25 protein-coding genes and 2 pseudogenes are annotated in these 26,421 nt (G+C 37.6%); 5 read left to right on the forward strand and 22 right to left on the reverse strand.

The features are described from left to right. Nucleotide 1: 1 nt before the first annotated feature. From CVS95_RS01015 to CVS95_RS01050, 8 genes are read right to left on the reverse strand one after another with little or no spacing between them, the layout of a single operon-like run. Entirely contained in the window at nucleotides 2-433 is a 432-nt protein-coding gene (locus tag CVS95_RS01015; protein ID WP_107695262.1) for an FxsA family protein, read from the reverse strand. Beyond that, nucleotides 430-2,130 (reverse strand): proline--tRNA ligase, encoded by a 1,701-nt coding sequence (locus CVS95_RS01020; protein WP_107695263.1) that lies wholly within the window; start codon nucleotides 2,128-2,130, stop codon nucleotides 430-432. The genes CVS95_RS01015 and CVS95_RS01020 overlap by 4 nt, the downstream gene beginning before the upstream one ends. Next, entirely contained in the window at nucleotides 2,120-3,403 is a 1,284-nt protein-coding gene (gene hemA, locus CVS95_RS01025) for a glutamyl-tRNA reductase (RefSeq protein WP_072594950.1), read from the reverse strand. Before hemA ends, CVS95_RS01020 begins: the two co-directional genes overlap by 11 nt. Further along, nucleotides 3,403-4,296, reverse strand: coding sequence for a polyprenyl synthetase family protein (locus tag CVS95_RS01030; RefSeq protein WP_107695264.1), 894 nt, complete (start codon nucleotides 4,294-4,296; stop codon nucleotides 3,403-3,405). Before CVS95_RS01030 ends, hemA begins: the two co-directional genes overlap by 1 nt. A gap of 11 nt (nucleotides 4,297-4,307) precedes the next feature. Further along, nucleotides 4,308-4,739 carry a hypothetical protein gene (locus tag CVS95_RS01035; protein ID WP_107695265.1) on the reverse strand — a complete coding sequence of 144 codons (432 nt, stop codon included), beginning with the start codon at nucleotides 4,737-4,739 and terminating at the stop codon, nucleotides 4,308-4,310. Continuing rightward, complete coding sequence (locus tag CVS95_RS01040; RefSeq protein ID WP_087579959.1) at nucleotides 4,732-4,986, reverse strand: DUF2018 family protein; 255 nt, start codon at nucleotides 4,984-4,986, stop codon at nucleotides 4,732-4,734. The genes CVS95_RS01035 and CVS95_RS01040 overlap by 8 nt, the downstream gene beginning before the upstream one ends. 48 nt (nucleotides 4,987-5,034) lie before the next feature. Next, nucleotides 5,035-5,658 (reverse strand): HAD family hydrolase, encoded by a 624-nt coding sequence (locus CVS95_RS01045; protein WP_107695266.1) that lies wholly within the window; start codon nucleotides 5,656-5,658, stop codon nucleotides 5,035-5,037. Further along, nucleotides 5,655-5,987 carry a hypothetical protein gene (locus CVS95_RS01050; RefSeq protein WP_002940272.1) on the reverse strand — a complete coding sequence of 111 codons (333 nt, stop codon included), beginning with the start codon at nucleotides 5,985-5,987 and terminating at the stop codon, nucleotides 5,655-5,657. Before CVS95_RS01050 ends, CVS95_RS01045 begins: the two co-directional genes overlap by 4 nt. 107 nt (nucleotides 5,988-6,094) lie before the next feature. On the opposite strand from CVS95_RS01050, the gene CVS95_RS01055 reads away from it, so the two are divergent. Further along, nucleotides 6,095-7,366 carry an O-acetylhomoserine aminocarboxypropyltransferase/cysteine synthase family protein gene (locus CVS95_RS01055; protein WP_107695267.1) on the forward strand — a complete coding sequence of 424 codons (1,272 nt, stop codon included), beginning with the start codon at nucleotides 6,095-6,097 and terminating at the stop codon, nucleotides 7,364-7,366. Nucleotides 7,367-7,661: 295 nt separating this feature from the next. On the opposite strand, the gene CVS95_RS01060 is transcribed toward CVS95_RS01055, so the two are convergent. The 5 genes from CVS95_RS01060 to CVS95_RS01080 form a co-directional block, all read right to left on the reverse strand. After that, nucleotides 7,662-9,104 carry a potassium/proton antiporter gene (locus CVS95_RS01060; protein ID WP_107695268.1) on the reverse strand — a complete coding sequence of 481 codons (1,443 nt, stop codon included), beginning with the start codon at nucleotides 9,102-9,104 and terminating at the stop codon, nucleotides 7,662-7,664. 20 nt (nucleotides 9,105-9,124) lie between these two features. Beyond that, complete coding sequence (locus CVS95_RS01065; protein WP_021090991.1) at nucleotides 9,125-9,562, reverse strand: hypothetical protein; 438 nt, start codon at nucleotides 9,560-9,562, stop codon at nucleotides 9,125-9,127. 31 nt (nucleotides 9,563-9,593) lie between these two features. Then, nucleotides 9,594-10,835 (reverse strand): ArsS family sensor histidine kinase, encoded by a 1,242-nt coding sequence (locus CVS95_RS01070; RefSeq protein ID WP_107695269.1) that lies wholly within the window; start codon nucleotides 10,833-10,835, stop codon nucleotides 9,594-9,596. Then, a complete protein-coding gene (locus CVS95_RS01075) occupies nucleotides 10,835-11,512 on the reverse strand; it encodes a response regulator transcription factor (protein ID WP_103619089.1) in 678 nt (225 codons plus the stop codon). Before CVS95_RS01075 ends, CVS95_RS01070 begins: the two co-directional genes overlap by 1 nt. Nucleotides 11,513-11,609: 97 nt before the next feature. After that, complete coding sequence (locus CVS95_RS01080; protein WP_085657485.1) at nucleotides 11,610-13,013, reverse strand: Do family serine endopeptidase; 1,404 nt, start codon at nucleotides 13,011-13,013, stop codon at nucleotides 11,610-11,612. Nucleotides 13,014-13,168: 155 nt separating this feature from the next. On the opposite strand from CVS95_RS01080, the gene CVS95_RS01085 reads away from it, so the two are divergent. From CVS95_RS01085 to CVS95_RS01095, 3 genes are read left to right on the forward strand one after another with little or no spacing between them, the layout of a single operon-like run. After that, on the forward strand, nucleotides 13,169-14,065 hold the full coding sequence (locus tag CVS95_RS01085; RefSeq protein ID WP_072594939.1) for a DnaJ C-terminal domain-containing protein: 897 nt from the start codon (nucleotides 13,169-13,171) through the stop codon (nucleotides 14,063-14,065). A gap of 3 nt (nucleotides 14,066-14,068) precedes the next feature. Continuing rightward, on the forward strand, nucleotides 14,069-14,443 hold the full coding sequence (locus CVS95_RS01090) for a heat shock protein transcriptional repressor HspR (RefSeq protein WP_107695270.1): 375 nt from the start codon (nucleotides 14,069-14,071) through the stop codon (nucleotides 14,441-14,443). A gap of 3 nt (nucleotides 14,444-14,446) precedes the next feature. Next, nucleotides 14,447-16,072, forward strand: a complete 1,626-nt coding sequence (locus CVS95_RS01095; RefSeq protein WP_107695271.1) for a cation:proton antiporter — start codon at nucleotides 14,447-14,449, stop codon at nucleotides 16,070-16,072. A gap of 102 nt (nucleotides 16,073-16,174) precedes the next feature. Here CVS95_RS01095 and CVS95_RS01100 read toward each other — a convergent pair whose 3' ends face one another. From CVS95_RS01100 to secA, 3 genes and pseudogenes are all read right to left on the reverse strand, one after another. Further along, nucleotides 16,175-17,374, reverse strand: coding sequence for an ABC transporter permease (locus CVS95_RS01100; RefSeq protein WP_107695272.1), 1,200 nt, complete (start codon nucleotides 17,372-17,374; stop codon nucleotides 16,175-16,177). 52 nt (nucleotides 17,375-17,426) lie between these two features. Then, nucleotides 17,427-17,528 (reverse strand): annotated as a pseudogene (locus CVS95_RS09935) (SEC-C metal-binding domain-containing protein); the annotation flags it as partial. A 108-nt stretch (nucleotides 17,529-17,636) separates the two neighbouring features. Beyond that, nucleotides 17,637-20,033 (reverse strand): annotated as a pseudogene (secA, locus tag CVS95_RS01105) (preprotein translocase subunit SecA); the annotation flags it as partial. A 97-nt stretch (nucleotides 20,034-20,130) separates the two neighbouring features. Here secA and lolA point away from each other — a divergent pair. Further along, on the forward strand, nucleotides 20,131-20,643 hold the full coding sequence (gene lolA / locus CVS95_RS01110) for a LolA-like outer membrane lipoprotein chaperone (RefSeq protein WP_084041469.1): 513 nt from the start codon (nucleotides 20,131-20,133) through the stop codon (nucleotides 20,641-20,643). 26 nt (nucleotides 20,644-20,669) lie between these two features. On the opposite strand, the gene CVS95_RS01115 is transcribed toward lolA, so the two are convergent. From CVS95_RS01115 to CVS95_RS01140, 6 genes are read right to left on the reverse strand one after another with little or no spacing between them, the layout of a single operon-like run. After that, on the reverse strand, nucleotides 20,670-21,209 hold the full coding sequence (locus CVS95_RS01115; RefSeq protein ID WP_107695274.1) for a hypothetical protein: 540 nt from the start codon (nucleotides 21,207-21,209) through the stop codon (nucleotides 20,670-20,672). Next, a complete protein-coding gene (locus CVS95_RS01120; RefSeq protein ID WP_107695275.1) occupies nucleotides 21,206-22,525 on the reverse strand; it encodes an ATP-dependent DNA helicase in 1,320 nt (439 codons plus the stop codon). Before CVS95_RS01120 ends, CVS95_RS01115 begins: the two co-directional genes overlap by 4 nt. Then, nucleotides 22,526-24,535, reverse strand: a complete 2,010-nt coding sequence (locus CVS95_RS01125; protein ID WP_107695276.1) for an SH3 domain-containing protein — start codon at nucleotides 24,533-24,535, stop codon at nucleotides 22,526-22,528. After that, on the reverse strand, nucleotides 24,532-25,026 hold the full coding sequence (locus tag CVS95_RS01130; RefSeq protein WP_107695277.1) for a chemotaxis protein: 495 nt from the start codon (nucleotides 25,024-25,026) through the stop codon (nucleotides 24,532-24,534). Before CVS95_RS01130 ends, CVS95_RS01125 begins: the two co-directional genes overlap by 4 nt. After that, entirely contained in the window at nucleotides 25,019-25,465 is a 447-nt protein-coding gene (locus CVS95_RS01135) for a DUF523 domain-containing protein (RefSeq protein ID WP_107695278.1), read from the reverse strand. Before CVS95_RS01135 ends, CVS95_RS01130 begins: the two co-directional genes overlap by 8 nt. Continuing rightward, the gene (locus CVS95_RS01140; RefSeq protein WP_107695279.1) at nucleotides 25,462-26,328 is read right to left on the reverse strand and encodes a D-amino acid aminotransferase; all 867 of its coding nucleotides are present in this window, start codon (nucleotides 26,326-26,328) and stop codon (nucleotides 25,462-25,464) included. Before CVS95_RS01140 ends, CVS95_RS01135 begins: the two co-directional genes overlap by 4 nt. Between the last annotated feature and the right edge of the window lie 93 nt (nucleotides 26,329-26,421).

Consider the following 26,421-nt stretch of genomic DNA (forward strand, 5'->3'; position numbering starts at 1 on the left):
CCTAATTTACTCTTTTTGGCTCTTCGATAACCTCAACGTCGATGATCTCGCCATCATCTTTTTTAGCACTCTGCTCACTAAAATTTTGAAATTTAAACTCCTGATAGCTCTCGTTTTTGGCTGCATTTTTTTTAAATATCAAAGAAAAAACGACTACGGCTATACCAAAAATATCTGTTAAAATTCCTGGCAAAAATAAAAGCATTCCGCCAAAACTAAGCCCTAGCTGACTAAATAAATTTCCGCCAAGAAAGCTCTTAAACGCCACTTGAGGCGAATTTAAACTAGAAAATCCAGCATTTAAAAGAAGTGCAATGCCTACAAATCCAGAGACTAGCACCTCGAGAAAATAGTTTAAAAAGCCAAATTTATCAACAAAAAGATAGATAAATATCGCTTCTATCAAAAAAAACAAAAATGCGAAAAATCTCATAAGCTTTCTTTTATCTTTTTAAAGGCTTCATTTGCGCCGATCGTTTCTTTACTTAAACCATCTCTTGTTATAAACTCGACCTTGCCATTTGCAAATTCTTTACCCACAAGCAGCGCATAAGGAAAGCCGATGAGTTCAAAATCATTCATCTTAACGCCAAATCTCTCGTTTCTATCGTCAATGATGACGCTAACGCCAGCTTTTTTAAGGCTCTCATAAAGCTCAAATGCAAATTTTGCGCCCTCTTCGTCTTTTAAATTTGAGATGATGATCTCCACATCAAACGGCGCGCACTCTTTTTTCCAGATGCAGCCCTTCTCATCGTGGCTAGCCTCTATCATTACAGCGATAAGCCTGCTTATGCCAATGCCGTAGCAGCCCATCAAAAATGGCTTAGCCTTACCGTTTTCATCAAGATATGTCGCATTCATCGCAGCTGAATATTTATCGCCTAGCTGAAAGATATGACCGACTTCTATGCCCTTACTAAGTTTTAAATTTCCGCCACACTCTGGGCATTTATCGCCCTCTTTTACCTTTACAAGGCCTTTAAATCTCTCTTCGTTAAATCCGCTAACGCTAACGCCAACAAAGTGGTAATCCTTTTCGTTGGCACCACATATCATATTATTTGCGCCTTTTAGCTCGTTGTCTATGTAAAATTTCACATCTTTTAGCCCAACTGGTCCGCAAAATCCAGCCACAAGCCCAGCTCTTATAATCTCTTCTTCGCTAGCATCGACAAGCTCAAGTGCCTTGCAAGCGTTTTGTGCCTTTGTCTCTTGAAGCTCGTCATCGCCCCTTACAAAAAAGACCACAACTTCTTCTTTGTCTTCATAAATAGCTTTTTTAATAACAGCTTTTATGCAGTAAAACTCGCTAACTTTGAAAAATTCTGCCACACCTTTTATAGTCTTTGTATCTGGCGTTTTAAATCTAGCCGCGTCAGCCTCTGGCGCTTCAGCATCGGTTGTTCTAGCTTTTCTTCTAGCAGCCTCTATATTTGCAGCGTATTTGCAAGCCTCACAGCAAAGGATGTCATCTTCGCCATTACTTGCAAGCACCATAAATTCTTTACTGCCGCTACCGCCGATAGCTCCACTATCAGCCTCAACAGCTCTAAAATTTAACCCCAAACGAGTGAAAATTTTACTATAAGTTGCCTCCATAAGGTCAAACTCACGCTTTAGATCCTCTTTGCTTGAGTGAAAGCTATAAGCATCTTTCATTGTAAATTCTCGTCCTCTTAGCAAGCCAAAGCGTGGTCTTGCTTCGTCACGAAATTTAGTATTTATCTGGTATAAATTTAGCGGTAGCTGCTTATAGCTAGTCACCTTGCCACGTACCAAAGCAACGGCTGCCTCTTCGTTTGTAGGGCTTATAACAAAGTCATTTTCTTTTCTATCTTTAAAGCGTAAAAGCTCCTTGCCAAAGACATTGTAACGTCCACTTTGCTTCCAAAGCTCGCCTGAAGTAACCACGCTAAAGTTCACCTCTAGCGCTCCAGCCTCATCCATCTCCTCTCGCGCGATGCGAGAAATTTTCTCATGCATGATCTTTCCAAGCGGTAGATAGTTATAAAGACCAGAGCCTATCTGCTCGACAAATCCACCTCTTATTAAAAATTTATGACTTGGTAAAGAGGCGTCTTTTGGTGCTTCTTTGGTCGTTGGTGCATAAAATTTACTAAATCTCATCTATATCTCCCACTTGAAAATTTTGCTCTTCTTTTATATCAAATAAAAATCTAACTCCATTTGAAAGCTCGCTAGATCTCTCCTCGTCCGCAAGGCTTTTTAGCTTCATCGTTGGCTGATGCAAGAAGGCTTTAAAAACTTGATGAATGAGCTTTTGTGCCTCCTCATAATCACTATGTTTTAAATATCCTTTTTTTATCGCTTTTTCTAGCTCATTTTTAGCGCAAATTTCAGCTTGTTTGCGGATCGATTTTATGAGTGGCACACTCATATCTTCTTTTAAAATTTTTAGAAATTCACTTGTGCCTTGACCTACGATCGAATAAGCTTTTTGTGCTTGCTCCTCTCTTAGAGCTAAATTTTTCCTTACTATCTCCTCTAAACTATCGACCGTATAGACACTAATAAATTCTGTATTTATAAGATCAATATCCCTTGGCACGGCAATATCAAAAAAGTATCTATGAAATTCTCTTGGTTCGATTATGGCGTTTGTGATGATCGCGTGCGGGGCTGCGGTGCTTGAAAATATTAGATCATAATTATTTACATACTCTTTTAATTTTAAAATGCTATCCCAGCTAGCGTTGTCCCCAAGGCTATCAACTAGCTGCTCAACACGCTCGGAGCTTCTATTTATAATGATGACTTCTGCACCACTTGAGATTAGGTGTTTTGCTGCTAGCTCGCCCATCTCGCCAGCTCCTACGACTATAGCAGTTTTTCCTTCAAGCGTGCCAAAAATTTCTTTTGCTTTTGCCACAGCCACACTTGAAACAGAGATCGGATTTTTAGAAATTTGAGTTTCATTTCTAACTTTAGCAGCACATTTGCATGCATAATGGATGATTTTACTGATTTGTTCGCCGCAAGCTGAGCTATCGTAAGCAAATTTAAAGGCATTTTTTAACTGACCAACGATCTGCGTTTCGCCGACGACTAGGCTATCAAGCGAGCTTGCCACGGCAAAGAGGTGGTGCACGGCTCCGCTATCTTCATAAATATCAGCCCTCTCATAAAGCTCATCTTCAAAAACACCTGAAAATACAGACATACACCTAAACGCATGCGTCGTTGCACTTTCTAGATCACTAACGCTTGCAATTATCTCAACTCGGTTGCATGTGTTTAAAACCATGCATTCGTTTATACTTTTGTTTGATCTTAGTAGTTTTAAAATTTGCTCTTTTTTCTCATCGCTATCAAATGCAAGCTTTTCTCTAACTGAAATATCAGTATTTTTATACGTAAAACTTATATCTAAATAGTGCATTAAAATTCCCTATCTATCATGCTTTTTATGATCCCTTCAAGCTCGGCATTTTTATACTCTTTTATCGCTTCTATCGCTTCAGCTCCAAGCCTTTTTGCTTCATTTACTGCTTTTTGAAGCGAATTTGTCTTAATAAATTCCTCTTTTAGCCATGAAATTTCGCCCGCATTTAGCTTCTTTGACCAAAGCGAACTAAGCTTTGCCTTGCCAGCTTCGTCTAAGCTCTTATAAAGATAAATGTAAGGAAGTGTCGTTTTGCCCTCGACAAAGTCATTAAGCGCTGGTTTGCCAAGCGTTTTTTCATCTTGAGTGATGTCTAAGATGTCATCAACGATCTGAAACGCAAGACCTAAATTTTTGCCATAAATTCCAAATTTCTTGCTATCTTTGCCAGCTAGCTTTGCCCCGCAAATTGCCGTGGCTTCTATCAAAACAGCTGTTTTATAGTAGATCATTTTCAGGTATTCTTGCTCGTTTTCATTAAATTTTTCAGCCATTTTCACGTCCATCATCTCGCCGATACTTAGCTTGCTGACTGCGTCTGAGATGATAGTTGCGATATTTGGATCAAATTTTGTAAGCTCAAAATAAGCCTTTGAGTAGAGGATGTCGCCTAGCATGACTGAGTTTTTGCTGCCAAAAAGTGCGTTTATGCTTGGCTTGCCGCGTCTTATATTTGCCTCGTCTATGACGTCGTCATGAAGTAAGCTTGCAAGGTGGATAAGCTCGATGATAGCGCAAAGTTTAAGTGAAATTTCGCTCTCTCCTGCGATCTTTAAAAGAAGTTTTGAGCGCAGCTTTTTGCCAGAGCTTATCTTTAAAAACATCTCAAACGCCTCTTTGTAGCCAAGCTCGCTTATAAATTTGCTCATTATTTCATCGATTTTATCCATACTTTTCCTTTTTATTTAGCTTCGTCAGGATCTCTAAAACCCACATCCACACGCTTGCTTTCATCTAGCAAAGCCACCCTAAAATGCGCCTTTTTATCCTTAAAATCAATAAATGATATATAAAGGCTCACGCTCTCATTTGGCGGCATCGTAAAATCAGGCAAAACTCGCTGGATGTAGGTATTTTGTCCTTGCCTTAGCGAAAAGACCATCTGCCTTGGATAGCGCCTAAAAAAGCTTTGCACGGTGATATTTGTGCTATCAAATAGCGTCCAACGAAAGTCAAACGTCTCAACCCTTTGAGTTCGCTTCTCAGTTATAAAAACTCTTGCCCACTCATCTTTTTTAAGCTCAAATGTATGCACTGAGCTTGGGTCAAAATTTGGCTCTTTTGCAAAAACAAGAGCGGTTAGCAAAGCAATGAGTGCAAAAATCTTACTCATTTTGGCTTAAAATTTCTCCACTAAGCTCGATATATAGGTCATTTACTCCGTTATAAATTTTATCTTGCTCTGAGGCTATAAAATTTCTGATCTCATCTTCACTAACGCCATGCTTTTCACAAAGCTCACTCATAGCCACAAATTTTTCAAAAATTTTATCTATCTCGTTTTTAACTAAAACGGCATTTGCGTTAAACAAAATGTCATAAAATTTATCCCTCGCACTGCCCTCAAATATATCTATCATCGCTGTTTCTTTGAAAATTTCTTAAGATTATAGCCAATTAAAACTAAGTTAAAAATTTAATATTATCTCCCACGCCTCGCTGACATTTTTAGCGTTATAAGTTGCAGTTTTACTCTCCTCGCCAAATCCCCAGCTAACTTGCAAGAAAGGTATATTTGCATTTTTGGCAGCTAGCTCGTCTTTTAGGCTATCTCCAACAAAGATCGCCTTATTAGCTCCAGTTTTACTAACAGCTAGGTGAAGCATCGCAGGATCTGGCTTTTGCGGTATCTCTTTGCTAGCGCCGATAACCTCGTCAAATAGCTCATAAATTTCATTTTTCTTTAAAATTTTCTCTAGCGTATCGTGTGGTGCATTGCTTGCCAAAACGACTTTGTAGTGAGCATCTCTGCACTTTTGCAAAAGCTCTTTTACGCCATCATAGGTAGTCGCGCACTCATCGTAAAATTTCTTAAATTTCTCCTCAAATCCCTCTTTTAAGCTCCTACTTGGCGTGTCGATGCCGTAAAACTCAAGGGGCAAATTTCTACCTGGTTCATTGATCGCTTTTATGATAAATTCTTTTTCAAGTGGCGGCAAATTTAGCTCATCTCTTACTTCATTTACCGTTTTATATATCGCCTCGCCACTATCTATCACCGTACCGTCCATATCGAAAATAACTACTTTCAATCCTCATCCTTAAATTTATTTTTATGCTTTTCTTTTTTATATGTCTTTTGATTTTTGAGCTTATCAAGCAGATTTGCCGCCTTTAAAAGCTCCTCTTTTGGGGCATTTTTGATAAGCAAATTTATAAAATTTTCTAGCGCCTTTGAGTATGGCTGATCAAGATAAACGGCCTCTACTTTTTCGATGACTTTCGCGTTTTTCTCTACTCTTTGGCGAAATTCAGTCTCGTCAAAGTCATCTCTTTTTAGCCCGTTTATCGCTGATTTTGCAAATTTTTCTAGCGCGCGAAGATACTTTACACGTTTAAATTTGTCCGTGACTTGGTTCAAATTTTTCCTTTTTTTTGGCAAATTATATCAAAATTTGATTTTATCCCCTAAATTTTGGCTTTGCTAATGTATAATTTACGCCAAAATTACTTAAACAAGGAGCAAAAATGAGGCAAGAAACCGCTGCGATCCACGTAGGCTACGATACAAACGAGGGCTTTGGCACGATGGCTGTGCCTATTTTTCAAAGCACAGCTTATGACTTCGGAAGTGCCGAGACAGCAGCTGCTAGGTTTGATCTAAAAGATAACGGCTACATCTACACAAGACTTAGCAACCCAACGACAGATATCTTTGAAAAAAGAGTCGCTGCACTTGAGGGCGGAGCCGCTGCGATAGCGACTGCAAGCGGTCAGTCAGCTTTGTTTTACAGCATCATAAATTTAGCCAAAGCAGGCGATAACATTATCATTGCCAAAAAAATTTATGGCGGCACGACGGTGCTTTTTACGCACACGCTAAAGAGATTTGGCATAGAGGCCAGAGTCTTTGACAGCGACACGGCTGATGATCTGGAGGACTTGATAGATGATAAAACGAGGGCTATATTTTTTGAAACGCTCTCAAATCCGCAAATTTCTATCCCAAATATAGAAAAAATCGTAGAAATCGCAAACAAATATGGCATCATCAGCATCACCGATAACACCGTGCCAACGCCTATCATCTTTCAGCCACTTCGCCACGGTGTCGATGTTTGTGTGCATAGTGCTAGCAAATATATGAGCGGTCAGGGTCTTAGCCTAGCAGGTGTTGTTGTAAGCGCAAATCACCTAAACGAAAAGCTAAAAGGCAACAAGAGATATGAGCACTTTAACGTCCCAGACGCGAGCTATCACGACATCGTATATGCTGATATGACGGATCGTTTTGACATCTACACGCTAAGAATGAGGCTTGCCATCGTGCGCGACATCGGCGCTGTGATATCTCCGTTTAACTCTTGGCAGCTCATACAAGGACTTGAAACGCTTGCTGTTAGGGTTGAGAGACACTCGCAAAACGCCCTAAAAGTGGCTAAATTTCTAAACTCTCACAAACATATAAAAAGTGTGGCATACCCAGGGCTTGCCGACAACGTAGATCACGCAAAGGCACAAAAATACTTTAAAGACGGTATGGCAAATGGACTATTTTGCTTTGAGACTGATAGCTTTGAGCGCGCAAAAAAGATGCTAGAGCGCGTAAAACTCTTTAAGATCGTGGTAAATATCGGCGATACAAAGTCACTCATCACGCATCCAGCCTCGACAACTCACCAGCAACTAAGCAGCGAAGAGCTTATAAAAGCTGGCATCACAAAAGAGCTAATAAGAGTTAGCATAGGCCTTGAAAATGCTGAGGATCTAATAGCCGATCTAGCCCAAGCCTTAGAATAATCAAATTTCTAGCTCATTTTGGGCTAGAAATTTAACTCAACTTTTAAACCTTCTGTACGCTTTTGATCAAAATAATAAATCAATGTAAATTTTCTCATATACTTAAAATGGGCCACACCGTATATGTTTTGTCTAAAGCCAACTAAATTTTAAAAATTTACAAGCGAGCATATCACGGCTCTAAATTTAGTGCTAAACGAAGTGTAGCCTAAATTTAGTAGTCTGCTAAGGCGAGTGAGTAAAGTTTTAAAATTTACAAAGAGAAATAAAATGTGGCAATTTTTATCAAAAATTTTTAATAAGTCAAATACTTAATCGTATCTTGATAAAGCACTTGATTTTCGCATTGTATCAGTAACAGGTCATTTTCTTCAAAGATTGTTGAGCCAGTCGGCTTTTGATACTCGTTTTTACGCTTTATTAGGATGATTAAAAACTCAGTTGGAAGCTCAAGCTGAGCCAAATCTTTGCCAATTAGTTTTGAACCATAGTGAATGGTATGCTGACGAAGTGTGTAGCTTAAGATAGGAGAGTTTTCTACTGCCTTAACATCCTCTTGCTCGCTCTCTTTGACTTTAAATTTATCAGCTGCAAAGCCAAGTGACATACCTTGTATCAAAATAGAAATCAAAACCATAAAAAATATAATGTTAAAAATCATATCCGCATCACGTACGCCATCGACATAAACATAGGTAGCTAGCACAACTGGCACAACGCCTCTTAGCCCAACCCAAGAGATAAAAATTTGCTCATTTATCTTAAATTTTGAAAATGCAAGCGATGCAAAAACACCAAGTGGCCTTGCAAAAAACATAAGCCATAAGGCCAAAACAAGCGCCATTAGTGCCGTTGCTGGAAGCTCGGAAGGATTTACCAAAAGACCAAGCGTCAAAAAGACAACTATCTGCATCGTCCAAGCGATACCGTCATGAAAACCGACCAAATTTTTCTTGTGAGAAAACTCTTTTTTATTTATAAAAATTCCAGCTATATAAACAGCCAGGTAACCGTTGCCGCCAACCTTAAAGCAAAGTGTGTATAAAAGCAATATCCAAGCAATAGAAAAAACTGGATAAAGGCCCCAGCTTTTTAGGCGAAGTCTATTAAAGATAGCTGGCAAAGTTACGCCAAACAAATAGCCCATGGCAATACCTATACCAAACTGCTTAACAAGCGTAATAGCCCACTCAGATGCTGTCGGTGTACTATTTAGCGAGATCATTTGAATAATGGTCATAGTTAAAAATATCGCCATTGGATCGTTTGAGCCAGATTCTAACTCAAGCAATGGTGCAATTCTATTTTTAAGTGAAATTTTCTTAGCTCTTAGTATGGCAAATACTGCTGCCGCATCTGTCGAAGAGATGATAGAACCTAGCAAAAATGCCTCTGCCCAAGTAAAATCAAGCAGATATTTTGCTACTGGAGCGATAGCTAGTGCGGTTAAAAAAACACCAAGTGTAGCAAGAGCCAAACCTCTACCAAAAATCGGCTTAATCGATACAAAATCAGTATCTAGCCCACCAGCATAAAGTATAAATATGAGTGCTAGCATGCCAACATTTTGAGCGATTACTTGGTCATCAAAATTTACGCCAAGCAGCCCGTCTGAGCCAGCCAGCATACCAACACCTAAAAATATTATTAAAGATGGAATTCCAAATTTATCAGAGATCTTACTTAAAAGAATGCTAGTTATAAGCAAAACTGCAAAAAATAGTAGTAAATTCTCCAATCCAACTCCACAATTTTATATTAAATCATGCTTTCAAAAGCTTCAAATTTTTCTTGATTTGAAAGCATTTCAAGCAATACACCGTAGTTATCTTTTATCTCATCTTGAAGTTTAGTAGTAAGCTCTTTAGCATTTCTTCCATCTTTTGGATAGCTTACAATCAAATCAATTGGCTCAGCGTTTAAAAACTCCTGAATACCTGATAATAGTTCGCTAGCTCCTCTTTCATTTGTTCCATGAAGCACGACCACATAATGTTCATTCTCTCTTACAACGACGTCAGTTTGTCTTAAAAATTTTTCAAATAGTTCACTATACTCTTTAGTGCTTGGCAAAGAAAAATATATCAAAGATAAATTTTTTGCATAATCTTTTACATTTTTATAACGATTTATAAAAGCTATTTCAAGATCTATTATTGATAAAATATCAACTGGTGAGAAAATTTTTGCTGCCATTTTTAGCCCTCTTTTGTTTATTATGTTTTATTTAAGTCACTATTATATCTTGTAAATTTTCAAAAACAAAGACATTCATTCCGTTTTTATATTCGTATCTAAATTTGAGTCCATGAGCATCAAGTATATTGCTAACTATATATAAGCCTAGTCCAAAACTCTTTTGCGTATCCTCTCCTTTGATAAATGGCTGGATATAAAAGTCAAGATCATTTTTTAGCTTCTCACCTTGGGTTATAAATTTCATATGATCCTTGCTAACAACGATATTTACATGCTTATCAGTTGAGTACTTTATACCATTATCTATCATATTTTTTATAGCAACTGAAAATAGCTTGAAATCAACAAGCACCCTAACCTCATCAAGCTCACTGATACCAACACACTCTTTTTCAACCATGGCTATATCGATTGCCTCATCGATAAGATCCCTCATAAAACATGGCGTTTTATTACTAAGTCCTATTTTTGATGTTATCTGCTCTATCGCTGCAAGTTCGTTTATCAAATTTTCAAGCTTGTGAAAGACAGAGATCAGCCTCTCTTGATTTTTACTTTTTTCTATCATTTGAGCGGCTATTAGACCTTTTGTGATAGGAGTTTTTAGCTCGTGCATTATATTTCTTAAGAAAAGGTGCCTTGAGTCATTAAGCGCCTTGATCTGACAAACCGCCTCATAAAATGCCTCTGAAACTTCAGAAATTTCATCCTTGCCATTGCCGACATTTTGTACGCCATCAAGCTCGCCATTTGCAAATTTCACAATCTGACGCTTTAGCTTTCTAAGTGGTTTTATCTTATATATGACAAAAATGTAAGCACCTAGCAAAATGACCGCAACCACCAGAAAAACAGCCTTTATCACCTCGTATCTATAAGGCTGAAATTCCTTATCCATTAAAAGTTTTAGCTCGTCTAAATGCTCAATCCTTAAGTAATGATGCTTGTCATAAAGCAAGATCGCACTTGAACCTAGATCGCTTGAAATTTCTTCTAAAACGGCTGCATTTTTTAAAATTTCTTCTTTTTCGTTTTTAGCTGTGATCTCTGGCATATCGATGTTTGAGAGCTGACGGTCATACTGAGCTTTATTTATGATGCCACCCATATAAAATAAATTTGTCCTAGCAACGTTTGAGTATTTGTTATTTAGCTCTCTTGTATAGTTTTGCTTATCAAAGCCCATGAGCCATAAAAAAGCTAGAAATATCGAAACGAGAGCAAGGGCAAAGATAAAAGTTATGGTTATAAAAATAGACGATCTTGGCATCAAAGAACCAATTTATAGCCGATACCACGGATAGCGTGTATGTATTTTGGCTCTTTTGGATTTTCATTTAGTTTTTGGCGAATTCTGCCGATGATGACGTCAATACTTTTGTTTGAGCTATCCTCGTTTATGCTCTCGCAGTTATAGATAAGCTCCTCTCTAGTAACCGCTCCGCCCTCTTTTAAAAGTAGATATTTTAAGATATCGTATTCTGCGGCAGTTAAATTTAGTACGTTTCCTTTAAATAAAATTTCATGTTCAAATTCTTTTAGAACCAGGTCTTTATTTAAATTTCTCGCTTCATTTGCTGGGGTGATACTCTGCCTTCTTAGATGACTTTTGATACGAGCCAAAAGCTCTTGTGGGTCATATGGCTTTGGCAAATAATCATCCGCTCCGTTATCAAGAGCATTTACCTTATCCGTTATATCATGTCTTGCACTTGATATGATAATAGGAATATTGTGATTTTTCCTGATCTCTTTACAAACTTCTAATCCATCCATACCAGGCAATGTAAGATCTAGTATCACTAGGTCAAATTTACTTGTATTTAGCGTAGATAGTCCGATATATGGCTCTTCAGCAGTTACTACTTCAATATCGTAGTTTTCTAGATATTCAGTTAAAATTTCAGCAAGCTCCATATCATCTTCTATCATTAAAATTCTAGTCATGATCTTTCCTGTTGTAAATTTATTTTTAAGGATTATAGCAGATTAAGATTTTAAAAATTTAAAAGGGTTAAGAGCTGAAATTTCAGCTCTTGGATGATTATTTTATAACAAGGCCTTGTATGATACCACCGCGATTTATCCACACTAGTGTCTTTTTACCTTTTGTATTTTTGATTGTATTTGCAAATGTTTGAAGATCTTTTATACTCTCTTCGCCAACTTGAACGATCACATCGCCTCTTTCAAAGCCAAAGTCTTCAGCTTTTGAGCCTGATTTCACATCAGTTACTAGCACACCTTGAGTATCTGGACTGATTTTGTATTTATATCTTATCTCATCGCTTAGATTGCTAACGCTAAGTCCTTCGATGATAATGCTTTTTGCTATGTCTTTTGAATTGTGATCAGCGTTTGCAAGCTTGATTTTTGCATTCATTATTTTATTTGATCGCTCGTAAGTTATATCAACGCTGCTATTTGGAGTTAGTGAGCCAATGAAATTTTTAAGATCATTTGCATTTTTGATAGCTTTATCATTAGCTGATATAACCAAATCGCCTCTTTTTAGTCCAGCCTCATCTGCTGGCATGCCTTGCTCTACGCCACTTATTAAAGCACCTTCTTTATTTGTGTAAAGCTCTTTTTGCTCATCAGTTAAATTTGCAATCGTAACGCCGATAAAGCCACGCTCGATCTTGCCGTCAGTTATCAGCTTTTTAGCGATATCTTTTACCATATTTGATGGGATCGCAAAGCCAATGCCGTTATTGCCACCACTTTTTGAAAGTATGGCCGAGTTTATTCCAACCAAATAGCCCCTGCTATCAACTAAAGCTCCACCTGAATTTCCTGGGTTTATCGAAGCATCTGTTTGGATGAAATTTTCATATTGATTAAGCCCGATATTATCTTTATTTAGCCCTGAAATGATACCTTGAGTGATACTTTCACCAACGCCAAATGGATTACCTATTGCAAATACGACGTCTGCATCAAGCAGCTTTGATGAGTCTGCAAAAGTGATCGCATTTAGTCCGTTTGCTTCTATCTTTACGACGGCTAGATCGGTTTTTGGATCACTTCCTATTAGTTTGGCTTTATACTCTTTGCCGCCATTTGCAAGAGTTACGACTATTTGATCGCTATCTTCTATAACGTGGTTATTTGTAACGATATATCCATCATTTGAGATGATAACACCAGAGCCAAGTGAAGTAGTTTTTTCTTTTTCTTTTGGTTTTGCAAAGTTAAATCCAAAAAATTCATTGAAGAAAGGGTCGTTAAACATCTGCTCAATGCCAGCATTATTTACCGTTTTTGTAGTTGAGATATTTACAACTGAAAGCTTTGCCTGAGCGATCGAGTCATAATAAGAAAGTACGCTATTTTTATCGCTAAGTGGTGAGACTCTCGTGATATTAGAGTTAGCTTCATTAAATTTAATATCAGCCCCCACTAAAAAAGAAGCTGCTACTAATGAAATTAGCACAATCTTTTTCATTTTTTTCCTTTAAACTAAAAATTTTTGCAAATTATAAATATAGTGAAAAAATAAAATCTTAACACTTTTTCTTGTTATTAAACAAAAATAAACTTGACTTGCATAGACTAAAGCTTTGTGATATAATCCGTATCAAAAAAATATAAGGAGAATATATGAGTGAAAGCTTATATGAGACTTTAGGGGTTTCAAAGGGTGCCTCAAGTGACGAGATAAAAAAAGCTTATAGAAAACTTGCCAGAAAATATCACCCAGATATCAACAAAGACCCTGGAGCAGAAGATAAATTTAAAGAGATAAATGCTGCTTATGAAATTTTAAGCGACGATAAAAAACGAGCTCAATACGACCAGTACGGCGATACTATGTTTGGCGGTCAAAATTTCCACGACTTTGCTAGTAGTTCAGCCGATATGGGCGATCTAAATGAAATTTTAAAGAATATCTTCTCAGGTGGCTTTGGCGGCGGTGGAGCTAAATTTAGCAGCGGATTTGGTAGTAATTTTGGAGGCTTTGACGGATTTAGTAGTGGTGGATTTGACTTTGGTGGAGCTGATCTAGACGTAAATGCAAAAATTTCTATACCATTTGACGTAGCTGTAACTGGTGGTGAACATAAGATAAATTTTAATGGCGAAAGCATTAAGATAAAAATTCCAAGCGGCATAGAAGGCGGCGAGAAGCTTCGTGTAAAAGGCAAAGGCAAGAGTGCTGGTGGTCAAAAAGGCGACCTCATACTTGCCATTAGCGTTGAGCCAAGCGACGAATATGAAAGAGTCGGAGATGACCTTTATAAAGATATAGAAATTCCACTAAAAACTATGCTTTTTGGCGGAAAAGTCGATGTACATACTTACAAAAAAGATGTCACGATTAAGATCGCTGAGAACTCAAAAACAGGCACAAAGATCCGTTTAAAAGGGTATGGCGTGCAAAACAGAAAGAGCGGAATTTATGGCGATCTTTACTTAAAAGCCAGGGTAAAACTTCCAAATATTAGTGAGCTTGATGAAGGCTTAGTAAAAGAGTTAAAAGAAAAATTACCGGAGTAAAAAATGCAAAATTATGAAGAACCACTTTTTTTAATAAGCGTTGTTGCAAAGGTTTTAAGCATACATCCACAAACTTTAAGACAGTATGAAAGAGAGGGACTTATCGAGCCATCAAGAACAGATGGCAAGATGAGGCTCTACTCACAAAAAGATGTTGATCGCGTAAAAACTATACTAAATTTAACCCGCGAACTAGGTGTAAATTTAGCCGGCGTTGATGTGATACTTCAGTTGAAAGAAAAAATTGACGATTTAGAATCAACTATTGATGAGCTAAATAAAAAATTGCACGAAGCTACCAACCAAACTAGCACAAAAAGATCGCTTGTAAAAAGAAAAAGTAGCTTTGATCTTGTATTTTACGAAGGCAAAAAATAATATATGGAACAAATTTTAGAAGGTTTCTTGCTTGTTGCAGCGATCTCAGTCGCATTAAACGTCATTTTTAAAAAATTTCAGATACCAACCATCATCGGCTACATCGTAACAGGTACGCTTATATCAGAATTTTTCAACCTAAAAAGCAATGATGAAATTTCTCATATCGCGGAATTTGGTATCGCATTTTTGATGTTTACCATTGGGCTTGAGTTTAGCTTTAAACACTTAATGGGAATGAAAAAAGAGGTTTTTTTAAACGGTGGCTTACAGGTTTGTTTAAGTGGCTTTATAATGGGCGTTATGCTTTATTATGCCCTTCACTTAAAAGACGAAACGGCACTTATTGCAGGCCTTGCACTTGCACTCTCATCAACTGCGATCGTACTAAAGACGCTAAACGATAGTGGCGATGTGAGCAAAATTTACGGCAGAAAAGCACTTGGAATTTTACTATTTCAAGATATTGCCGTCATTCCTATTTTGCTTATGATAGATATGTTTAGCTCGCAAGATGCTTCAATAAATGAGCTTTTGCTAAAGACATTTACAAGTGCGATTATTCTTATCGTTGTGCTATTTTTACTTGGTAAATATGTCATCAACTGGATATTTTATAAAGTTATTCAAACAAATTCGCAAGAAGTTTTTATAGCTACGATTTTATTTATGGTCGTTGGCTCTAGCACTTTGGCTCACTTCTTTGGCTTCTCATACTCTTTGGGTGCATTTTTGGCCGGTATGATGATGGCTGAGACACAGTATAAGCACCAAATCGAAGTTGATCTCATACCTTTTAGAGATTTACTTCTTGGACTATTTTTTATAACTGTTGGTATGCAGATAAATTTTGCTGTCGTCATCTCAAATATCTGGCTTGTTCTTGGCCTAGTATTTAGTGTCATGGTGATAAAAGCAGTTGTTGTTTTTGCTATCTTAAGCATCTATTTAAAGCGAAGAGTTGCTGCAAAAACTGCACTTAGTGTTTGTCAAATAGGCGAATTTGCACTAGCTGTTTTTGGACTAATGACTACTAGAAATTTACTTGATATACAAACTGCTCAAATTTTTATCGCAGCTTCAGTTGTGTCGATGTTTGCCACGCCTTTTATACTTAAAAAACTAGACGCGATAGCAGACCTCATAGAACGTGAGATCGTTGTTGAACCAAATGAAACTCTAAAGCCGCAAAAAATAAAAAATCACATCGTAGTCTTTGGCTATGAAAGGCTTGGGCAAGAGGTCGTTTTAAGACTAAAAGAGACAAAGCTTTTATACCTTGTGCTTGATAATGATATTAGTCTAGTTGAGCTTGGTAGGAGCCGTGGGGAAAATGTATTTTTAGGTAACGTTCTTCAAAGTCACACACTTGAAAATGCCTGCCTAAGCGATGCAGCTGCTGTTATTATAACTGTTAATAATGAGCAAAGAGTGGAACTCATCGCGCAAAAGATAAAAGACTACGGCGTAAATACCCAAACTATAATAAAAATAAATGGCGAGGGCAATAAAGATATTTTTGGTGAGCTGGGTAAAAATTTTCACCTAATAAATGAAGAGCGCGTCATGGCAAAAACACTCGTACACGAGGCTCTTCAATGCAAAATCGATCATGATATAAGAGCGTAAAAGTATAAATTTATCCTAGAATTTTACGAGTTTATGCCAGTTTTAAAATAATCTTTTAAAAATAACTTTTACAAGCGATGAGCAAGCCTAGGCATCTAGGCTCTACTCATTTCTTAAAGTTTGAAGCACATTTACTTCCGTGGCTTTTTTAGCTGGGTAATAAGACGAGATAGCAACGATAAAAATAGCCCCAACTATTATAAGAACAAAGTCAATCAAAGAAAGTTCTAGTGGAAGTTTGCTTGAGCCATAAACATCAGCTGGCAAGTCTATAATGTTGAAATTTCCAAGTAAAAATAGTCCTAAAAAGCCAAGTATCAAGCCAAATATAATGCCACCGCCCCCGATTACTAGCCCTTGATAAAAGAAGCTTCTTTTTATCTCACTTTTACTAGCCCCAAGTGCAAGAAGCAAGGCGATCTCCTGCCTGCGGTTCATCACTGTCATTAGCAGCGAGCTTATGATATTTAACGACGCCACAAGGATAATTAGCATCAAAACGATAAAAAGTGCCCTTTTTTCAAGTGCGAGTGCTGAGAAAAAATTACCATTTTGCTCCCACCAGCCAATAGCTACCGTGCCAGCTGGAAGCCCTTCACGCACTCTTTTTATATCATCAAATGGCTTACTTGAAAAGATATGAATTCCATCATAAACGCCTTTTGGATAGTCTAAAATTTTCCTCAAAGCATCAACTGAAGTGTATGAAAACGCCTTATCGTAGGCGATTAGCCCAGATGTAAATGAGCCACCGATGTCAAAGCGCTTCATCTTTGGCGTTAGCGAAAAGCCAGCTGGATCAGCCTTTGTAAAGATAAGCGTTAGTTTTTCATCGTTTCTTAGTCTAAACTCACTTGTTATGCCACTTCCCACAAGTATCTCAAAACCATCTAGCTCTTTATCTTTTAAAGCTTCATTTACGACTGAGTTTATCTGTTTTTCATCTTTAAAATTTACGCCATAAACCAGTCCGCCCTCAAGTGCATTTGCCGAGCGGTAAATGACCTGTGTGCTTATAAATGGACTAAATTTTAGGTCGCTAAATCTAGCCTTTAGCTCATCAACAAAGCCATCATCAATAGAGCCTTTAAAGGCACTTTGAATGGTTATTGGATAGTTCATCGTAAAAAGTTTGCGCTCAAATTCTTTGTCAAATCCATTCATAATCGCCATTGCAACGATCAAAACCATAAGTCCGATGCTAACACCAAGAAAGGCAAGCAAGGCACTTAGGGTGATAAATGGCTGAGTTTTATCAAATCTTAAATATTTAAAAAGTAGGTACTTTGGTAAGCTTGTCATCAAATAGCCTTTAAAAGATTAAGGCGCTTTTGGCGCCTTAAAAGTAGAAATTTTAAGCAAATATGCCTTTTTTAGGGCCACTTTTTCCGTGGCAATCTTTATATTTTTTACCGCTTCCACAAGGGCATGGAGCGTTTCTTGGTATCTTTTTTTCAGGCGTAAATTTATCATCCTCGCCTTGGTTGTTGTAGCTTAAATTTTCATTTTCAGCATTTTGACTAGCTTCAAGCATCATTCTAGCTTGCTCTTCTTGCTCCTCACGACTCTTAAATCTTACAACCTGAAGCGTCTTAACACTCTCACTTTTTAGCCTGCTAACTAGCTCCATAAAGAGGTTATAGCTCTCTTTTTTGTATTCAACAAGCGGATCTTTTTGATTATACCCTCTAAGTCCGATACCGGTTTTTAGGATATCCATTTGATAAAGGTGCTCTCTCCACGCATTATCAAGTACTTGAAGGTATAGAATTTTCTCTATCTCTTTTCTTTGATCTTCATTTAGAATGCTCATTTTTTCGTTATATCTTACTTCAAAAATTTGCGCAATCTTTTCTATTAGCTCATCATACTCTAGGCCTTTTAACTCGCTCTCGTCTATCTCTTCGCCACAATCTGCAAGGATGATAGAGCATAAATTTTTAATATCAAAGTCATCTTTCAAGCCGCCATGGAAAATTTCAGCTGTATCAAGTAAATTTGCAGCGTACTCTTTTCTATTTTGAGCTATCTTTTCGCTCATATCGTAGTTTTTATCAAGTAGCTCGTCGCGGTATTTGTAGATAGTTTTTCTTTGCTCATTTGCCACGTCGTCATACTCAAGCAAGTGCTTTCTAGCCTCAAAGTGCAAGCTCTCAACTTTTTTTTGGGCATTTTCAACAGCTCTTGTTACCATGCGACTCTCGATACTCTCGCCCTCGTCGATACCAAGCCTATCCATGATCGCTTTTATACGGTCGCTACCAAAAATTCTTAAAAGATTATCTTCAAGACTTAGATAAAATCTACTCATACCAGGATCACCCTGACGTCCAGCACGGCCACGGAGCTGATTGTCTATCCTTCTACTCTCGTGCCTTTCGGTGCCTATGATATATAGACCGCCTAAATTTCTAACCTCATCATCGATCCTGATATCAACACCGCGTCCTGCCATATTTGTAGCGATAGTCACAGCACCTTTTACACCAGCTTGAGCGATGATTTCGGCCTCTTTTTCGTGGTTTTTAGCATTTAGCACAGAGTGTGGGATGCCAGCCTTTTTAAGCATCTCGTGAAGCACTTCACTGCGCTCGATACTTGCAGTTCCTACAAGTACTGGCTGACCCTTTTCGTGAGCCTTTTTGACTTCATCGATGACAGCTTTAAATTTTTCATTTTGAGTTTTATAGATAAGATCGTTTTGATCGATCCTTTTAACTGGCAGGTTTGTAGGGATCGAGATAACTTCAAGGTTATAAATTTGAGAAAACTCAGTGGCCTCAGTTTGAGCTGTACCAGTCATACCCGCAAGCTTTTTATACATCCTAAAGTAGTTTTGGTATGTTGTATCAGCTAGCGTTTGGCTCTCTTCTTGGATTTTTACGCCCTCTTTTGCCTCAAGCGCTTGGTGAAGCCCCTCACTAAAGCGTCTGCCTTCGCTTAGACGTCCAGTAAATTCATCAACAATGACTACCTCGCCATCTTTTACGACATAATGAACATCTTTTTCAAAAAGATTGTGAGCTTTTAGAGCTTGATCTAAGTGGTGGCTTAGTATGGCATTTTCAAGGTTATATAAATTTTCAACACCAAATAATTTTTCAGCCTTGCTGATGCCAGCTTCTGTGATCATTATCGTTCTATTTTTTTCATCGACTATAAAGTCCCCTGTTGGCTTTGAGCCTGGCACATTTGGATCAGCTGGAGTGCCTCTGGTAAGCTGTTTTGCGACTTGATCGGCTCTTATGTAGCCATCAAGCGTGCGGTTTGTTGGACCAGAGATTATAAGTGGTGTTCTAGCCTCATCTATCAATATACTATCGACCTCATCCACGATAACGAAGTTATGACCTCTTTGCACCTTTTGACCAGCTTCAAATTTCATATTGTCACGAAGGTAGTCAAAGCCAAATTCTGAGTTTGTACCGTATGTTATGTCGGCGTTATAGGCAGCTTGCCTTACCTCGTCGTCGTATCCGCCGCTTAGTATTACATCAACGCTTAAGCCTAAAAAGTTATAAAGCTCGCCCATTTGCGTAGCATCACGCTTTGCAAGGTAGTCGTTTACGGTCACTACGTGCACACCCTTGCCGCTCATCGCGTTTAATATAACTGGCAAAGTTGCCACCAAGGTCTTACCCTCGCCCGTTTTCATCTCAGCGATCCTGCCCTCGTTTAGTACCATGCCGCCTATTAGCTGTACGTCAAAATGGCGCATCTTAAGCACCCTTTTGCTAGCCTCTCTAACGATCGCAAAAACATCATTTAAAATTTCATCTAAAGTGACTTTTTCTTCTACTACTTGGGCTTTTAGCTCATTAAATTTGATCTTAAGCTCATCATCGCTCATCTTCTCATAAGTAGGCTCTAGCGCATTTATCTGCGCCACACGTTTTATATATTTTTTGACTTCTCTATCGTTTTTCGTGCCAAAAATCTTTCTAAATACCGATGAAATCATTACTTTACCTTCCTAAATTTTTAAACTTTGGATATTAGCATAGTTTAACTATTTATTTAATTAAACTGGGCTAGAATACGCCAAAAAAGGATAAAAAATGAGAAAATTTCTAGTTGCATCTCTCGTCGCAGTTTGCTCATTTGGTGCTGGCTTAAATTTTAAAAGCCTGCAAAGCGACTTTACGCAAACTGTCTTTAGCGAGGGCAAAAGTATAAATTATAAGGGTAGATTTTACGCAAAAAACGACAATACTGCACTTTGGATATACGAAAGTCCAACGCCAAAGAGAATTTATTTTAACAAAGAACGTGTGATCGTTATTGAGGACGAGCTTGAGCAAGCCATCATTTCAAAGCTTGATGATACGCCAAATTTGACGCAAGTTTTGGCTCATGCGGAGCAAATTCAACCAACACTTTACAAAGCGATATATGACGGAGTTGAATACTTTATAACTATTAAAAACACGCTTCCAACGACGATTGACTATAAAGATAAACTTTCAAATAAGATAAAAATAACTCTAAGCAACCCAGTAAAAGACGCGCTCATACCACAAGAGACGCTAACTCCTGTCATTCCTCAAGGTTACGACATTGTAAATCAATAAATTTGGCTAGCTTTAGCCAAATTTACTCACTTCTCTCCAAAATCTTTTCCAAATTCTTGAACATTATTTAGATCGATAGGCTTTTGAACTACGTCATTTGGATCTGGAGAGATGATAATCTCATTGCCCTTTTTCTTCTTTTCTGGTTTTGCTACAATCTCTTCATTAACACTTGGATCAGAGCATAAATTTTGGCTTTTTATTGCTTTTATGATCTCGCTTAGTTCAAGATTATTTATCACTTTTATATTTAAGATAAGCACATCATCGATATCAAGAGAGTGCTTTTTGGCTGCGTATTTTATGAAAAGCTCTTTAAATTTCTCTTTTCCCATTGAGGTTAAAATATCCTCCACGTAAAAGCTACCAACTATTATGTTTAAAGCATCAAGAACATACGCTTCATTTTCTTCAATATCACGTCCGACAACTTCAAGGTTCATATTTATCTTTTTTGTTAAATTTTGTCCAGCTTTTGAGTAGATATCTGTTTGAAAATCTCTTACTTTTAGCACGTCTGCAAACGCAAAAACACAAAAAGCAAGGCTTAAAAATAGCTTTTTCATAAATTCTCCTTAATATGCAAAAATACGTTTTCTTGGTAAAATTTCTTAACTTCGTCGTCAATTTTAACCACTTTTCTTAAATGCTGCCTAAAATCACTTTTTTTATCATAAAAAAGTTTTAAATTTTTAGGACTTACTGCACGAGAAAGTGCGACGTAGAGTTGTCCTTTGGCAAAAATATGGTTGATATTGCAAATGAGCGAGTTTATGCTCATTCCTTGAGATTTGTGGATAGTTAGAGCATAAGCAAGCTTAAATGGAAACTGATAGAGCGATGCCTGTACATTTTCTTCGATCTCATCTTCGTTTAAATTTAACGAACTAAATATATAAGCGGCTTTTTCTATCTCGCAAATTTCGCCGCTATCTTTTTTCACGATCACGCTTGAGATGATGCCGTTTTCTTTTAAGATTTGCATGATCTTGCCTTGCTCGCCGTTATAGTACTCACCCCATTTATTTGATGTAAAGATGATCTTAGCGCCTATCTTCATCTCCAAATCTCTTGAGATATTTAGTGTATTTGCCCATTTTTCAAACTCTTTTTTATCTAAATTTTCATCCAAAATGCTCACATCTGAGTTTGAAATTTCAAGTGGCGTGTCAAGTTCTGAAAGCCTTTTTTGATTTAGCATTTCAGCCTCGGCGTTTCTGCCAAAAAGCACACTTGTATCATCATCTGGCTCTATCTTGGTCACTCTTAAACTCTCTATATAGCTCATTATTTCATCATCTAGCTCGCCTACTCTAAGACGAGAGAGAATCTCATAAAATTTAAGATCGTTTGTACGTTTCGAGACTAGTAACTCAACATTTGTAAATTTCATATCCTCCCACGCACTGGAGTTAAAAGCATATAAAAAATTAAAAAGCCTATTTTCGTTTTGTTCCCTTTGCACTGGTGGAAGCTGATAAAAATCACCCACTATAAGCACCCTACCTTTAAATTTGGAAGTAAGTAGTCGGTATCTTATCATCTCCATTAAATCTGAGCTCACCATTGAAATTTCATCAATTACAAGCAGATCACATGCATCAAGCATATTTCTTAGCTTGCTTAGTTTGTCTTTTTGATGATAGTCAAAGCGCCTTAGCTCCTCATAGTCCTTACAGTAGCCAAATTTAAAAAAACTATGCAAGCTAACTCCTCCAAGGCTAACGGCACTTATACCAGTTGAGCCAAGGATTATGACGTTTTTAAAATTTTCTTTGTAGTGTCTGATGACGGAGGCGGTTAAATAGCTCTTGCCAACACCGCCGCCGCCTGTTAAAAAGACGTTTGAGCGAGATAAAATTTCTAAAATTTGCTCTTTCATTTACTCAAACATCTCTGGGCGATACTCAAAGTGCATCGTATCAAAGTGCTTCCAGCGTCCGCCCCAGATAAATTTATGTTTCTCGAAAACTCGCACGATCTTTTCAGGGATCAAATTCTCATAGCCCTTGCTCCACTGCCAGTAATGGCTCTTTTTCACATTTATATCGATCGCAATACCGTAGCTGTGCGGACTCAAGCGGTTTGTGCCAGCGATCACTCGCCACTTAAATGTTCCACCTAGATTTTTTAAATACTCAAGCAAGCTCGCATCACTTTTTACCATATCGTTTAGCTCATTACTTACATCTTGTAAAGCGGCTGCAGCTCCATTTTTAGAGTTAAATTTCAAAGGCAAATTTAAAAAGTCCTTTAGCCAGATGACATTTACTAAATTTGCTTTTACCTCACTCTCGCTTGAGCCATAAATTTTGCCTAAAAATTCATAATTTCTACATCTGCCAGCATCACTTAGTGCGGTGCTAAGCGGCGAAAATGCAGCGTAATCAAGCGCATTCATATCCTCTATATCAGCACCGATACTACACTCATCATCTTTTTGTTTAAAGTCATCATAGACAAATATTGTTCCATCACCTAATTTGACCAAATTATCCTCAACCTTAACACCATAAGCCCTTTGCAAAGCTGAAATTTTTCTAGCTTTATCGCTTATGACATTTTCCGGCTTTATCACATTTATAGAGTCCACCTTTGAAATGAGTAAATTTGAGTTTTGTATATCGCTTCTGTTTTGTCCGATATTTAGCGTAGTTACTGCCGTAGCACCGATTAACGCTCTGCCGTTATTTTCGGTTTTTAGTCCCCAAGCATCATGCACTACATATATATCATCGCCCTTGTATCCAGCATAAAGCATGATATGCCCTGGCAGATGCACAAGCGTAAGATATGGCACACCTTTTTCTTTTATCTCTTTTGTCTTAGCGGCGTTACTAAGTCCTTTTAGATTGATCTTCTCTCCCATATTTGCTTGAGCCCTTGAGTTTCTAGGCAGCCACACGCCAAAGCTTGCTAGCAAGTCTTTTGTAAAAAGCGAGCAGTCTCTTAGCTTATCCACCCCGCCCCAGCCATAAGGCTGAGTAAGAAGCGAACTAAGAATTGTCTTTAAATTTGAGTCATTAAATTTAAGTGGAAAAAGGGCGCTAAAAGACTTTGGGAGGACAAACTCCCTAAGCATATTTCTTACATAAATTTTGCCGTAGTAGTTTTTGTCGTCTTGCGCCAAAACTGGCAGTATCGCGCCGACACGTGAGTAAAATAAAAAGTTTCCACCCTTGTCATAAACTGGCATTTTGTCGGTTTTTATCGTGACAAAGCTTGATTTTTGATAGGCAAGTGCCTCTTCATCGCTTATAAATTTGATATCTTCAACCTTCACCCAGCCCCAAACCGCATCATCACTCACAAACGCCCATGCCCTATCTTTTGAGAGGTGCGATACAAAGAGCGGATGAGCGATGCTTAGGGTTGATTCTTGCAAATAATCAAACGGATATCCCTCGCCTGGAGTTTGCGGATTTAAAAATATCGGCTCATCGGTTGGAAAATTTCTTAAAGCTGTGTTTGCCGAAGTTAGAGCATAAGCAGAAATGCTTGAAAGAGCTGAAAAATTTGCATTATCCTTTTGTGCGTCAAACCAGCTTTGAGGTATCTGTCTAAAATTTGAACCAAAATACTTTCTCTTTTCGCTTGGCTTATATATATTAAATGCCCAAAAGACATCGTTTGGATTAAATTTTACACCCCTTAATGTAAAAACCTTAAACCTTCTTTTTAAAATTTCTTCTTGGTCAAAGCTTGCACTTTGCATATTTTGCGGTAGCGACGAGGCATCTTGCTTCATTTCAAAATCAAGCAAACTAATGCGTTCATTTGGCTTATATACATTTTCATCTGGTAAAGAATTTTGCACACTTGGCTTTGGCTGGGTCTGTGAACATCCCAAAAATAAAGCAACACTAAATGCTAAAAATATACCCTTTTTCAATTTTTTTCCTTATCCTTAAAAATAGCTTCTACAATCAAAACAAAAATATAAAACATCTTTTCATCGTTATTTTTACAAATTTGTTTCATAGTCTCATTCACGCTTTTTACTTTTATGTCATTTGACCTTAAAATTTCTACAATATCAGAGCCAAATTTCTTTGAAAGCTCGCCCACTTTTACATCATTTAAAGCATTTAAAAACCTAGTTGTATTGCAGTCCATCTGCACTGGCTTGTTATTTAAGATATTTTTAAACTCAAGGCTTAGCTTCTTTAACTTTTTCTTTTTAACATAACTATGAATAATCGTCAAAACAACCAAACTAAAGCCAAAGAAAATGTGTAAATTCAGAGAATTTTCACTCATCTCCCCATTCAAGAAAAGAATGCCGCTCATAAAAAGACCGATCACACAGATAAAAAGTAGCAACAAGATGATGTACTTAAAAATCACCTCAAGTATAATGTTGTCTTTTAGCCTATCAAACATCAAACCCTACTATCTCTTCTTCGCTGTAAACTAAAATTTTATTTTCTTTTAGTAGTTTTGCTGTGATGCCATCGCCTAAAATAAGCCTCTTACTAAAACTTCCGTCATAAATTTGTCCACTTCCACAACTTGGGCTTTTTGATTTTAAAATAGCCTTTTTGCAGCCATTTAGTTTGGCTATCTTTAGGCAAATTTCTGCTCCATTTTTGAAATTTTTACTCACATCTTTACCTGAAAATTTACAAACAACCGCACCATTTTTCATCTCAGCCGGTTCCCTTGGCGTGCTAAGCCCACCGTAAACTTCAGGACAAACAAAAAGCAAATGATATCTCTTTGAAATTTCATCTAAAATGGCTCTATCTAAGAGATTATTTTCGCCATTAAATTTGCAGTTTATGCCAGCAAGGCAGGCGCTTATTAAAACCTTTTCTCTCAAAGCCCGGCTTCTTTTAAAAGCTCGCTAGCATAAATTTCACGAAGTTTGCTTGAGATTTCGCCCACTTTTGCGCCGTTTATCGCCTTGCCGTCAGCATAGATGACTGGCAAAAGGATGAGCGTAGCAGCCGAGATAAAGACTTCATCAGCGCCATAAACCTCGTCCATGCTAAATTTACGCTCTTCTATCTTTAGTCCGATATCTTTAGCGATCCTTAAAAGCCTCATGCGGCGGATCCCTGGCAAGATTTCATTTGAAAGCGGCTTGGTGATGAGGGTTTTATCTTTGATGATAAAAGCGCTCGAGCTACAGCCCTCCGTGACAAAGCCATTTTCGACCATAAAGCCCTCGTCCGCGCCCTTTTTATGAGCCTCATTTTTAGCGTAGCACTGAGCTAGAAGCGAGATCGACTTAATGTCGCGTCTTTTCCACCTGATGTCCTCGACGCTTACCACTTTTATGCCAGTTTTTGCAGCAGGATTGTTTAAAATTTCACTCTCGTAGCAAAAGATAAAGACGCTTGGTGTTAAATTTTCCATAAAATAGAAATTTCTAAACGCCACGCCTCTTGTTACTTGCATGTAAATTCCGCCTTCTTTTAAGGAGTTTTTGGAGATTATCTCGTTTAAAATCGCTTCAAATTTTTCCTTTTCGTAGGGCAAACTTATATCTATTTCATTTAAGCTTCTTTCAAATCTCGCCCAAAACCCATCTTTATCAACCATTTTTGAATTTATCACAGGTACAACCTCATAAATTCCATCGCCAAATATAAATCCTCTATCAAAAGCACTAACTTTTGCCTCGTCTTTTTGCAAAAATTCTCCATTTAAAAAGACGGTTTGTAAAGCTTGATCTACCATTTTTAGCTCCTTAAATTTTGGGCAAATTGTATCTAATTTTGTTTGAATTTATAGATTCTTAGATATAATGAGCCAAAATTTCAAAGGTAAAAA

This window comes from Campylobacter concisus (assembly GCF_003048905.1).
GTDB classification, from domain to species: Bacteria; Campylobacterota; Campylobacteria; order Campylobacterales; family Campylobacteraceae; genus Campylobacter_A; species Campylobacter_A concisus_V.